General features: G+C 55.4%; 11 protein-coding genes. 6 read left to right on the forward strand and 5 right to left on the reverse strand.

What is annotated here, in order from left to right:
• Positions 1-26: 26 nt before the first annotated feature.
• The 5 genes from EU557_RS21890 to EU557_RS21910 all read left to right on the forward strand — a co-directional run bounded on the left by EU557_RS21890 (position 27) and on the right by EU557_RS21910 (position 3,946).
• A complete protein-coding gene (locus EU557_RS21890; protein WP_135532618.1) occupies positions 27-824 on the forward strand; it encodes an inositol monophosphatase family protein in 798 nt (265 codons plus the stop codon).
• A gap of 217 nt (positions 825-1,041) precedes the next feature.
• Complete coding sequence (locus tag EU557_RS25740; RefSeq protein WP_210116108.1) at positions 1,042-1,239, forward strand: FeoB-associated Cys-rich membrane protein; 198 nt, start codon at positions 1,042-1,044, stop codon at positions 1,237-1,239.
• Positions 1,240-1,359: 120 nt separating this feature from the next.
• Positions 1,360-1,701, forward strand: coding sequence for a hypothetical protein (locus tag EU557_RS21900; RefSeq protein WP_135532619.1), 342 nt, complete (start codon positions 1,360-1,362; stop codon positions 1,699-1,701).
• A gap of 91 nt (positions 1,702-1,792) precedes the next feature.
• Positions 1,793-3,088, forward strand: coding sequence for an erythromycin esterase family protein (locus tag EU557_RS21905; RefSeq protein ID WP_135532620.1), 1,296 nt, complete (start codon positions 1,793-1,795; stop codon positions 3,086-3,088).
• Between the two features lie 207 nt (positions 3,089-3,295).
• Positions 3,296-3,946 carry an outer membrane beta-barrel protein gene (locus EU557_RS21910; protein WP_135532621.1) on the forward strand — a complete coding sequence of 217 codons (651 nt, stop codon included), beginning with the start codon at positions 3,296-3,298 and terminating at the stop codon, positions 3,944-3,946.
• A gap of 121 nt (positions 3,947-4,067) precedes the next feature.
• On the opposite strand, the gene EU557_RS21915 is transcribed toward EU557_RS21910, so the two are convergent.
• The 3 genes from EU557_RS21915 to EU557_RS21925 form a co-directional block, all read right to left on the reverse strand.
• Positions 4,068-5,039, reverse strand: coding sequence for a hypothetical protein (locus tag EU557_RS21915; RefSeq protein WP_135532622.1), 972 nt, complete (start codon positions 5,037-5,039; stop codon positions 4,068-4,070).
• Between the two features lie 133 nt (positions 5,040-5,172).
• Positions 5,173-5,814 (reverse strand): helix-turn-helix domain-containing protein, encoded by a 642-nt coding sequence (locus tag EU557_RS21920; RefSeq protein ID WP_135532623.1) that lies wholly within the window; start codon positions 5,812-5,814, stop codon positions 5,173-5,175.
• Between the two features lie 91 nt (positions 5,815-5,905).
• Positions 5,906-6,928 carry an SPASM domain-containing protein gene (locus EU557_RS21925; protein WP_135532624.1) on the reverse strand — a complete coding sequence of 341 codons (1,023 nt, stop codon included), beginning with the start codon at positions 6,926-6,928 and terminating at the stop codon, positions 5,906-5,908.
• A 205-nt stretch (positions 6,929-7,133) separates the two neighbouring features.
• On the opposite strand from EU557_RS21925, the gene EU557_RS21930 reads away from it, so the two are divergent.
• The gene (locus EU557_RS21930; protein WP_135532625.1) at positions 7,134-7,496 is read left to right on the forward strand and encodes a hypothetical protein; all 363 of its coding nucleotides are present in this window, start codon (positions 7,134-7,136) and stop codon (positions 7,494-7,496) included.
• 84 nt (positions 7,497-7,580) lie between these two features.
• Here EU557_RS21930 and EU557_RS21935 read toward each other — a convergent pair whose 3' ends face one another.
• Both EU557_RS21935 and radA read right to left on the reverse strand, forming a co-directional pair.
• Positions 7,581-9,059, reverse strand: a complete 1,479-nt coding sequence (locus EU557_RS21935; protein WP_135532626.1) for a TlpA family protein disulfide reductase — start codon at positions 9,057-9,059, stop codon at positions 7,581-7,583.
• Between the two features lie 357 nt (positions 9,060-9,416).
• Positions 9,417-10,808 carry a DNA repair protein RadA gene (gene radA, locus EU557_RS21940; RefSeq protein WP_135532627.1) on the reverse strand — a complete coding sequence of 464 codons (1,392 nt, stop codon included), beginning with the start codon at positions 10,806-10,808 and terminating at the stop codon, positions 9,417-9,419.
• Between the last annotated feature and the right edge of the window lie 473 nt (positions 10,809-11,281).

An 11,281-nucleotide genomic window follows, 5' to 3' on the forward strand; every position in this document is an offset into this window, starting at 1 on the left:
GCACCGCCGAGGACATATTTCACTTTATGGACTACAATCAACTCAGCTTTCAGCTGGCGGCCGTAACGCGCCACGCAGGTCAGTTCATTCGCCAGGAGGCGGCCACCTTCAACCGCAGCCACATCGAAACAAAAGGCGTGCACGACCTGGTGTCGTACGTGGACAAGGAAACGGAAAAGCTGCTGGTGGCCGGCTTGCGCGAGGTGCTGCCCGAGGCAGGCTTCATCACGGAAGAAGGCACTGAAGGTGCCGACCGCGCGGAAGGCTACAATTGGATTATCGACCCGCTGGATGGTACCACCAACTTCGTGCATGGCCTGCCGGTGTACTGCGTGAGCGTAGGCCTGATTCATCATGATGAGCTAGTAGCTGGCGTAGTGTATGAAGTGGTGCGCGACGAGTGCTTCCGGGCCGCTAAAGGGGCCGGAGCCTTCTGCAACGAAATTCCGATTCACGTAACCGACGTGCCCGACCTGAACAGCTCCCTCATTGCTACCGGCTTCCCCTACACCGACTTCGGCAAGATGGACGACTACCTGCAGCTGCTGGGCGCCTTCATGCGCCGCTCGCACGGGGTGCGCCGCGTAGGCTCCGCCGCCGCCGACCTGGCCTACGTAGCTGCTGGCCGTTTCGAGGGTTTTTTCGAGTTTAACCTCAACTCCTACGACGTGGCCGCGGGCATTCTACTAGTGCGTGAGGCCGGGGGCCGCGTAACCCAGTTCTTGAAAGAAGGCGACCCACTTTTCGGCCGCGAGATTGTAGCCAGCAACGGCCTAGTGCACGACGAAATGCAAAGCACCATCCGGGAGTTCTGGAAGGAATAGTGTGATGCCAGAACGATGTAGAGACGCATACTTGCGTCTCGTCTTTAAACGGCCGATGTCAGAACCGTAAGTCGGAGGAGCCAACAACTGGCCTAGAACGATCCGGTCATAACAACATCAGCAACGACGAGATGCAAGTATGCGTCTCTACATCGTTATGACGGTTCTAGGCCACTTCGCTAAACTTTTCCTGTAGCGTCGTAGTTTTGTGACCATCATGTGGATACAGTATCTGATCATCGCCTTGCTCTTTGCCGGAGCTGCCTTCTACATCGGGCGGATTTTCTGGCGTGCTTTCTTCGACAAAACCCAGGCCAGTTGTGCTAAAGGGTGCGGTGGTGCTTGCAGCACCATTGACGTTGACCGCCTGCAGCGGACCATTGAACTGGCCGCCGCGCCGGGTGCCGGCAAGTAGGCGCCCGTATTCTTCTACACTTCAGATAACCCGTCCCCGTATTGGCTACGTATAGCCGATACGGGGCTTTCTTTTGGGCCCTCTCCCAACCGACTCTTTCATTTCCAAAACGCCCCTCCCATGCAAGATAAAGAAGAAGAACGCTCGCTCGTTAACGTAGAACGCAAGCTCAGCCAGGATGGCTACACGGCCGATTTCCGCGTGACGGACGGCCGCTTGCACACCATGGACACGGAGCGCGACAAAAGCTACGGTCCTAATGAGGTGACCATCGTAGACTTCTACCGCTTTGAAGGGGAGAGTGACCCCGACGATATGTCTATCCTGTATGCCCTGGAAACTACCGATGGCGTGCGGGGCACCATCTCCTCGGCCTACGGGACCTACGGCGACTCCGACGCGCTGGAGTTCCTCAAGCAGGTAGAAGACCTCGGCAAAAATCTGAGCAAGAGCCACAAATAAGCTCTTCCGTACCATTCTTCGCACTACTCAAGAGTGCGCCGCAACCCCGTTGCGGCGCACTCTTCCGTTTCCGCTCCATCCAATCTCGACTATGAAAACGACTCTGCCCACCCATCCGCTGCGTTCAGCTGCCGACCTCGACCCGCTGATGCAAGCCATCGGCGACGCCCGCGTGGTGCTACTCGGCGAGGCCTCCCATGGCACCTCGGAGTACTACACCTGGCGCACGGCCCTTTCCAAACGCCTGATTCAGGAGAAAGGCTTTCAGTTTATTGCTGTGGAAGGCGACTGGCCCGACTGCTTCGAGGTGAATGCTGCCATCAAAGAAAAAGCTGAATCTGACACGCCGGCGTCCCGGGTGCTGCGCACCTTCAACCGGTGGCCTACCTGGATGTGGGGCAACTGGGAAATTACCGCCCTAGTAGAATGGCTCCGCCAGCACAACCGCCCCTTGCCCGAGGAGAAGCGGGTGGGCTTCTATGGGCTGGATGTATACAGCCTGTGGGAGTCGTTGCAGGAGATTCTGCACTACGTGGAGAAGCAGGGCGACGGGGCCGTGCAAGCCGCCCATAAAGCGTTTCAGTGCTTTGAGCCCTACAGCGAAGACCCGCAGGAGTACGCGCAGGCCGTGGCCTTTGTATCGGAAGACTGTGAGGATGAGGTGACGGAAATGCTGCGGGCTCTGCGCAAGCAGGTGCGGGAGCTGCAGCCCGATGGCCTACCGGCTCAGGAGCAGAAGTTCAACGCCGAGCAAAATGCCCTGGTAGCTGTAAATGCCGAGCGCTACTACCGGGCCATGATCAAAGGTGGCTCGGCCTCCTGGAACGTGCGCGACCGGCACATGATGGAAACCCTCACCCGCCTGCTCGACCTGCACGGCCCCGACAGTAAAGCCATCATCTGGGAGCACAATACCCACATTGGCGATGCCCGCTACACCGACATGCGCGACGACCAGATGGTGAACGTAGGCCAGTTGGCCCGCGAAACCTACGGCCGCGAGAACGTGTTTGCGGTGGGCTTCGGCTCGTACCAGGGCACCGTAATAGCCGGCAAGAAGTGGGGCGCCACCCCTGAGGTCATGACCGTGCCGGAGGCTCGCCGCAGCTCCTGGGAGTACACCCTGCACCAGCAGCTCAAAGGCGATAATGCCTTGTTGTTTTCCGATGAGCTGCGCGGCCACCCCCTGTTGGAGCACACCCTAGGCCACCGGGCTATTGGCGTGGTGTACCGCCCCGAGTTTGAGCAGTTCGGTAACTACGTACCCACGCTCATTCCCGAGCGTTACGATGCCTTCCTGTTCTTCGACCAGACCCACGCTCTACACGCGCTGCCCACCCACGAAGACCACCACACGCCCCCGGACCTGTACCCCTGGAATTACTAGGAAGAGCATTTTACTAGTTACAAGGCCCCGTCGGTCGTGCCTGTATTTAATACACTGGGTTGGTAGCTTTCAGCTTTATAGGCTTGAAATATGCTGAGCCAGCGTATTTTTATTGCCTTGGGTGCAACGTTTTGCAGGGTTTTAGATTCTTCTAGATGTTCATTTTGCTATTGAAGTCTCTTTTCTACTTTCTATACTTTTCCGTTTATGCTTGTTCGGTCTATTGCCGTTGGCGTTGCTCTACTCTCAGCCCCATTGTTCAGTCTTGCGCAAACTACTGAACCAGAAACACCCCGGTATTACATTGGCGTTTCAGCCTTTACCAACTTCTCTCAACGATTGAGCCGGGAGCTAGACAAGAGCACAGTACCACCATTGCAACTCACGCTCGGCTACCAGCTTAACCCGCGCTGGGCGGTGCAGCTAGGGGCAGCCTATAGCAGCAGCCCGGGCTCGTATAGTGTCAATCCTAGGGATGCAAATGGAAACGTAGTCGCCGGGTATTATTCCAACAACTACCGCAATACAGCCCTAACACTAACAGCACTGGGGCGTTACACGGTAACTCGCAATCTGAACAACCGTTTCCAGCTTGATGGAATAGGCGGTTTTACACTGGACTACGAAACCTATAAAGGCAGAGGGTATTATTATGATGTTAGCCAAGGTGCATCTGTTGCATTCGACCGCAGTTCCAAAACGTACCACAAAGCGTTGAGCGTGGGCCCAAGTTTCCGCTACCGTCTATTCTCTGGTTTAGAGGCAGTAGGTGAGGGTACGGTCAATATGGACTTACGTTCGCCACGCGTCGTCACAACATCCGGTGCCGTTGGACTGCGTTATCGGTTTGGTCACTAGTATGACCTTATCCGAGCAGGAAGGACATCAACACTAGGATGGTAAGAGGTATGAATGGTGGCAATGTATCATTAGCATGATTTCCTGAATTCGCATTGCCGCCATCGTATCTATCTCACAGTTAGCGCACTACTCCGAAGCGCCCGCCGGGCACATCCAGCACAATGGTGTGCTGCTCGAAGGCCTTGTTGCCCAGCATCCCACCCATGCCTGAAAAGCGCATCAGGGTGCTTTGCATCAGGCTAGTTCCTTCCACGTAGGTTACTGTCTTGAAAGGAACTACCATGTTGTTCACCTGCATGGCCTCCGCAGTGGCGGTGGTATACGTGGTGAGCGTGCGGCCCATAGAATTGGAGGCTGCCGTTTGTACAGGAGCTTGTGGCCGGGCCATGTTCTGCCAGATAGCACGGCTGGTGATGAGAGCAAAGGCACTGCTGCCCGAATCAAAGAGCAACTTCTCTTCTTTACCTAATACCTGCGCCGTCAGAATCACGCGGCGGCTTTCGTAGCTCAGGGGTACAAAGGCAGTGTGGCGGGCTAAGCTGTCGGGCAGCTGGGTGCTTAGGCTAAACTGCTGCCGAGCGTAGTCGAGTACCAGCACGCGGCCATCCAACACGTCGGCCCCCAACGTCCCGATGATGAATTGAGCCGTGCTATCAGCGGGCAACTCGGTGGCACCATATTCTAGTACTCGCAACCAGCTGGCCTGCACAGTAGCCTGGCCTAGCGAAAAGGTAACGTCATGAAGGGTATCGGCTTGGGGCAGCAGGCGCTGGGTGGTGGCAGGGTAGTGCTTCCGCAGGGCCGCCAGGGAGTTTGCGTAAAGCAGAGTAGAGGGAGAACCCGTATCAAATTGCAGGTAGCAAGTGCGGGGGCAGCCGGGTAGCCGCACGGGCACCAGCAAGCCAGCCCGAGGGTTCACTGGCTTAACACCACTGGCATGCCAAGCAAAGCTAGCAGTGGTGGGTAGGCCCGAAACCACCAGTTGGTTGGCAGCCGGCTCAAACTTCTTGCGCATGTAAAAGTAGCCTCCTAGGCCACTAACCAACAGCAGGGTAAGCACGGCGAGCAGGATGTTGCGGAAGAGTTTCATGACGTAGGGTAGTGGGGGTTGGTTGATGAACCAAAACTACCAGCACCCTACCTCCGCACGGCCGCCACTTACCCGTCATTTTACCGCCATTTGCTATACCATATTGACTATCTGACTCTTACCAAATACATCATTAGAGCCGAAAAGGGTAAATATCGAGGTGGCCACGCCGCAGTTTCCACCCGTTGTAGCATACCACCGCTAGGTTTAGCAGGTAAGAGATGATAAACACCCACACGAAAAGGTTGGGTAATACCACCTGATACAGGTGCGCCCACAGCTGGGCCACTGCCGCTAAACCGTAGCTCAGAAAGCAGAGCACCTGCCACAAAATCTGGAACCCCAGCACCCGCCGCCCCACCTCGGCCGCCTGCTCCGTATCGTGACGATGCTTCCGCCACAGCACCCAGGGTACTACCAGGTTCAGCAACGGAAACACCAAAAAGCTCAGCGCACTTAGGTTGAGCAGCTGCAAAAATTGAGGGTCCGGACGGAGCACTGAAGCAGGTGCAGGTGCCACAACTTGTGGTTCCGGTGCGGCGGCTTGTACTGGGGTTGGTGCATGTTCAGGAGTCACTTCGGGCTCCGCCCGGAATGCTTCCAAGGGTACTTCCAAAGCAGCCGCCAGCGCTTGCAGCGTGTAGCCCCGCGGCATAGTATCGCCCTGCTCCACCCGCTGAATGGTGCGCAAACTAACCCCCGATTGCTCGGCCAGCACCTCCTGCGAAACGCCTTTACTCTTGCGGATAGTGGAAATACGAGTTGGGGAAAACATAGCGCGTAGTGGGATAGCAAAGTAAGCTTCGCCCTAAGATAAGCGCTTGCTTAACACCAGCCCTCCATTTCACCACTTCACAAACTACCTCCTAGCCCCACACCTTGGTGCCTTCGGTGCAGTTGCGGCACATCTCAATTTGGTCGCGGCCTTTGAGCAGGGAAGCCCGGAACTGCTGGTACTTGGTACCATGCCAGAGCTGGCGGAATGTCTGTTGCTTTAGGTCGCCGAGGCGGTACTCAGCGTCCTTATCAAAGCAGCAGGGCACCACTAGGCCATCCCAGGTCACTACGCAGGAGTGCCACATCTTCCAGCAGTGGTTTACCAGCTTGTTCTTGATGCTCCAGGTGCCATTGCCCTGGTTCTCGTAGCGCGAGTAGTAGTCGATGGTCGGGATGAGGGGCGAGCCGTTGTGGTAGTCGTAGATCTGGGCGGTTTTAAACCACACGTCATCTACGCCTAGCTCCTTCGCTAGCTGCTTAGCCTCCTCAATCTGATGCTCATTGGGGCGCACCACTAGAAACTGAAACACTACCCGCGGCGTCTGCGACTTCAGCTCCCGCCGCCACTTGATAAGGTTACGGGTACCTTCCAGCACCTTATCGAGCTTACCGCCCACGCGGTACTGCTGGTACACATCTTGGGTAGTACCATCAAGGGAAATGATGAGGCGGTCTAGGCCACTCTCTACAGTGCGCCGGGCATTTTTATCGTTGAGGTAGTGGGCGTTGGTGCTGGTGGCCGTATAAATGCCCTTATCGGCGGCGTACTTTACCAAGTCCAGGAAGTTGGGGTGCAGGTAAGGCTCGCCCTGGAAGTAGAAAATCAGGTACCAGAGCCGCGAGGCTACCTCGTCAATGGTTTTCTTGAATAGCTCATCGGGGAGCATGCCCGTGGGCCGCGTGAAGGAGCGTAGGCCACTCGGGCACTCGGGGCAGCGCAGGTTGCAGCTCGTGGTAGGCTCGAAGCTCAGCGCCACGGGCAGGCCCCAATGCCGCGCCTTGCCAGTGAGCTTGCTGAGCAGGTAGCCGCCCGTAACCTGCGTGGCATTCCAGAGCCGCTGAGGCGAAGTCTTGGAAACGAAGTTGAGCGCGTCGGAGAGGAGGGAAGCCATGCTGGAGTAAAGGTACGGTGCTGCTAACAACCAAAGCAGGAAAACCTCCCGGAGGCCTAGCTCGCGTGAGTAGCTCCTTTAAGTTCTTGGTATCTGCAACAACATGGCTTTGTGGCAGCTTCCCATTCTAATACTATTATCATTAGCAACACAACCTAAATTTATTAGCCACGTATACCAACCATATCCAACCTTGCTACAGATCATGAAAATTTCAGTTGAGAAAGGACAGGAAAAAGGATTTCTGCCCGACGGCCGCCACACCGTTGAGATTACCGATATTCAGGAAGGCCAGAGTGAGCACCAGAATGTGCCCTTTTTTGCCGCGCGCATGGAGAATGAAGAGGGCTTCGTGACCCAGCGTTTCTACACTTCACAGGCAGCTATGCCCATCTTGCTTTCTCTGTATGCCGCCGTGGGTATCCACCCCGAGGCAGGCAAAGACCTCGATACCAAGCAGCTACTAGGTAAGCGCGTATCGGTGGAGATAGGAGAGCACAGCTACCCTGACCCGGCAACCGGCAACGAGCGCTCTATCAAACAAGCCACCGGCTTCCGCACCGCCTAGGCCTGGACGCCCCTATAATGACAAAGCGCCGACCAGTATCGTGGTCGGCGCTTTTCTTATGTCGTAGCAATTCGCTAGGCCAGTCTACTTACCGCCAGCGGGTAAGGTGCTGCTGTACGTGTTGGCCTTACCAAACGACTCCTTTATTTCATCTACGGCGGCGCGGCTGCTTAGGCGTTTGGGCTTGGTATTGAGGAAGGTACCGTCCTCGGCCAGCAGAAAGTACGTGGGCACATCCTGCACCCCGTAGGCCTTCGCCACTGCCGAGCGGAAGCCCCCGCTGGCCCGTACGTGCGTGCCGGGCAGGCGCTTAGTTAGCACCAACTGCTTCCAGGCACCTTCGTTTTCATCAAGGGCAATATTGAGGAATACGATGTTCTTACCATCAAACTTCTTAGCCAAATCGGCGGCGTAGGGCAAATCGCGCAGGGCTAGGCCACTCGTTGTGCGCCAGAAGTTGATATACACCAGCTTACCAGCCAGTTGCTTCAGGCTTACAGAATCGCCCTTCGACGAAATAAGGCTGAAGTTTGGAGCTGGCGACCCAATGGCAAAGGCTTTGTGCGCCTCAAAATCTTGCTGCAGAATAGGGTAGTACTGATTCTGTGGATCGGCGTTTTTGAAATCGGCCAGCATAGCCGCCGACTGCTTCACGTGCCCAAACCGGAACGACTCCTGCAGCACGCGCCCCATTATAATTGGCTTCACGGGCCCGGTTAGCTGCTTCTTAGCCAGATCATAGCACACCTGGTAGAAGTCGGGGTCGGAGCGACGCTTACCGCTGCTCTCCGCCGAGTAGTGAATGTAGTTGAGCAGGAACTCCTGATACATGCCACTGCTCACCGAGCTAGGGCTGTTAATCAGGGCTTTGTCGTTGAGGAATTCATAGTAGGAAGGCGTCATTTTCAGACGACTTTCCGTGGCCACTACTTGCTCACGCAGGTCTTGGAAAGTGAGTCGGTCGTTGGCGTAGCTGTATTCTATTTCAGCCTTGGCGTAGTCTTTAAACGCTTGGCTTAGCTGGTTGTCTTGGGCGTAGTTTTCGAGAAATTTCCGCTCTTCTTTCCGCCGGTAATCCAAAAACGATAGAAAGCCGGGCTCGTAAAGCATGATGTTGTCGGGAAGGACTTGAAAGCCATCGTTCTCAATAAACTTCTCATCCACCTCCGACAGGTAGCTGTTGGTTTCAGCGCCCTTGCCCTTGAAGCGCACGGTGCTTGCCATATCGGAGCCTTTGAAACGAACATCCAGCTGGTTACCGGGCTCCAGAAATAGGTCGGCCACATCGTCGCCGTACACCAGGTCAGCGCGGGTAGGTCCGTCTACCTTCACTGCCATCCGAAACTCGCCTTTGTCGTCGAGGCGAGCATAGGTAATCTGTTCTTTCGGATCAAGCGGATTCTCGCGGATAGACACGGCCACTGTATCGGCCGTGCGCCCGTTCACCTTGCCAGTCAAGACCACCGTGCCTTGGGCCTTGCTCAGAAGCGGAGCAACTAGCAGCCCTGCCCAAAGCAGAGCAGCAACAACGCGGGATTTAGAGGCCATCAGAGGAAATTGCATACATGAGGGACTTGGAATCGTCCGCTTTTCAAATTCAAGAAGTGCTTGTCTCGTCAGGTGATTCGCGGTAAAAGCCAATTCCTGCACCGAAGATACGGCATAAAAAAAGAGAAAGTCCAATCCAGTAGCACGGTTTTTTCGTAACGAGTTCCCAAGGCCAAAGTTTTGAACTAAGTGCTTCTTAACCGAGGTATCTAACCGGCCAGCCTCACAAATCAGCAGAGGCCGCCCCCAGAAGTATCGTCTTCCGAGGGCGGCCTCTGCTGATTTTATTGTGGATTGAGCATTAAAAGGTGGCGACCAACGGGTTGTGTAGGCCACTCCTCATCTTACGATGACAGCACTCTACGGTTCAGCTTAGCCAAACAGGCCATTGAGTACTTCATCTAGCCGGCCGGAAGGGTGAACCCGGATGCCATAGCGGGCAATGTCAAGGCCACGAGCATTGAACTGGGAGATGTACATTTCAGCAAAGCCCAGCTTTTCAGCCTCCGACAGGCGCTGATCTAACCGGCTCACTGCCCTGATTTCGCCACTCAAGCCTACTTCCGCGGCCAAGCACACTTCGCCGGCAATGGGCACATCATTGAGGCTACTCACCACGGCGGCGCACACGGCCAGGTCCAGGGCTGGGTCATCGAGGCGGAGGCCACCGGCAATGTTCAGGAATACGTCGTGCTGGCCTAGGCGCAAGCCGCTACGCTTTTCTAGCACCGCCAGCAGCATCTGCAGGCGTTTGGCATCGAAGCCGGTGCTGCTACGCTGAGGCGTGCCGTAGGTGGCGGGCGTCACGAGGGCCTGCACTTCTACCAGCAGGGGCCGGTTGCCTTCCAGCGTGGCGCCAATGGCCATGCCGCTCAGGCTCTCGGTGCGCTGGCTCAGCAAAATCTCGGAGGGGTTGCTAACCTGCCGTAGGCCACTGCCTTGCATCTCGTAAATGCCCAGCTCCGAGGTAGAGCCGAAACGGTTCTTGATGGTGCGTAGAATGCGGTAGCTCAGGTGCCGGTCGCCCTCAAACTGCAGCACGGTATCCACCATGTGCTCCAGAATCTTGGGGCCGGCAATAGAGCCATCTTTGGTGATGTGCCCAATAAGCAGCACGGGCACGCCAGTTTCTTTGGCGTACTTCAGCAGCTCAGTGGTGCACTCCCGTACCTGGCTTACGGAGCCTGCCCCCGCCTCTACCAGTGAGGAGTGCAGCGTCTGGATGGAGTCGATAACCACTACATTGGGCTGCAGCTGGTCAATCTGGCGGAAGATGTTCTGGGTGCTGGTTTCGGTGAGGATGTACAGGCCGGGATGCTGCTGGCCCAGGCGCTCGGCGCGCATCTTAATCTGCTGCTCGCTTTCCTCCCCCGATACATACAGGATGCGCAGGTTGCCCATGTGCATGGCAATCTGGAGCATGAGCGTACTCTTACCAATGCCTGGCTCACCGCCAATCAGCACCAGGGAGCCTGGCACTAGGCCACCGCCCAATACGCGGTTCAATTCGCCATCGTGGGTATTAAGGCGCGACTCCTCTTCGTACAGGATTTCACCTAACGCCTTAGGCTTAGCCGCCTTGCTTGTAGTGCCGCCCACGGAGGTAGAGGCTTTCCAGGCTCCGGCAGCTGCATTGTTATCGGTCTTCTCGATTACCTCCTCTACGTAGGTATTCCACTCGCCGCAAGAGGGGCAGCGGCCAATCCACTTCGCGGATTGCGCGCCGCAGTTCTGACAAAAATATAGGGTCTTAATCTTGGCCATGTAGGAAGCTCTGACTGAGCCAGGGTAAACTAAAGAAATGCGCGCGGCAGCTAAAAAGTTTGGTAAGAAACGGGTTTTTGGCCGAGGTTACTGCTCAACCTATAATCAGCCATGCATCACTTCTGATTAGGAGGGGCTTAACACCTAATATACGCCTAGGCGAGCATACGGCTGGCACATCCTAAATGCATTGGAAATTATACTATTATAACAACCTTACTTCAGCTACCTAATTTAGTTCCTTACGGCTTAATTGGACAATCTACAACCCTCTCTATTAATCGTTCAACAAACTCCTGTATAAATGAAGCCTATAAGTTTAAATTTAAACAATTGTCAGTTTAGGTAAGACACTTTGTGAAGCGAGTACAAATAGTGTACATACATTATTTATTGCACTTATTTCATAGCACTTTACATATAATATTCATAGATATACCTTTGAACATATTTAATTCTTTCGAGAAGCATAA

Origin of the sequence: Hymenobacter wooponensis (assembly GCF_004745865.1) — a bacterium.
In the GTDB taxonomy this organism is placed as follows: domain Bacteria; phylum Bacteroidota; class Bacteroidia; order Cytophagales; family Hymenobacteraceae; genus Hymenobacter; species Hymenobacter wooponensis.

Excerpts from the sequence above, each read along its gene's own strand:
- EU557_RS21925 (WP_135532624.1), bottom strand. The coding sequence starts at position 6,928 with ATGGCTTCCCTCCTCTCCGACGCGCTCAACTTCGTTTCCAAGACTTCG.
- EU557_RS21915 (WP_135532622.1), bottom strand. The coding sequence starts at position 5,039 with ATGAAACTCTTCCGCAACATCCTGCTCGCCGTGCTTACCCTGCTGTTG.
- EU557_RS21910 (WP_135532621.1), top strand. The coding sequence starts at position 3,296 with ATGCTTGTTCGGTCTATTGCCGTTGGCGTTGCTCTACTCTCAGCCCCA.
- EU557_RS21935 (WP_135532626.1), bottom strand. The coding sequence starts at position 9,059 with ATGCAATTTCCTCTGATGGCCTCTAAATCCCGCGTTGTTGCTGCTCTG.
- EU557_RS25740 (WP_210116108.1), top strand. The coding sequence starts at position 1,042 with ATGTGGATACAGTATCTGATCATCGCCTTGCTCTTTGCCGGAGCTGCC.
- radA (WP_135532627.1), bottom strand. The coding sequence starts at position 10,808 with ATGGCCAAGATTAAGACCCTATATTTTTGTCAGAACTGCGGCGCGCAA.
- EU557_RS21900 (WP_135532619.1), top strand. The coding sequence starts at position 1,360 with ATGCAAGATAAAGAAGAAGAACGCTCGCTCGTTAACGTAGAACGCAAG.
- EU557_RS21890 (WP_135532618.1), top strand. The coding sequence starts at position 27 with ATGGACTACAATCAACTCAGCTTTCAGCTGGCGGCCGTAACGCGCCAC.
- EU557_RS21920 (WP_135532623.1), bottom strand. The coding sequence starts at position 5,814 with ATGTTTTCCCCAACTCGTATTTCCACTATCCGCAAGAGTAAAGGCGTT.
- EU557_RS21905 (WP_135532620.1), top strand. The coding sequence starts at position 1,793 with ATGAAAACGACTCTGCCCACCCATCCGCTGCGTTCAGCTGCCGACCTC.
- EU557_RS21930 (WP_135532625.1), top strand. The coding sequence starts at position 7,134 with ATGAAAATTTCAGTTGAGAAAGGACAGGAAAAAGGATTTCTGCCCGAC.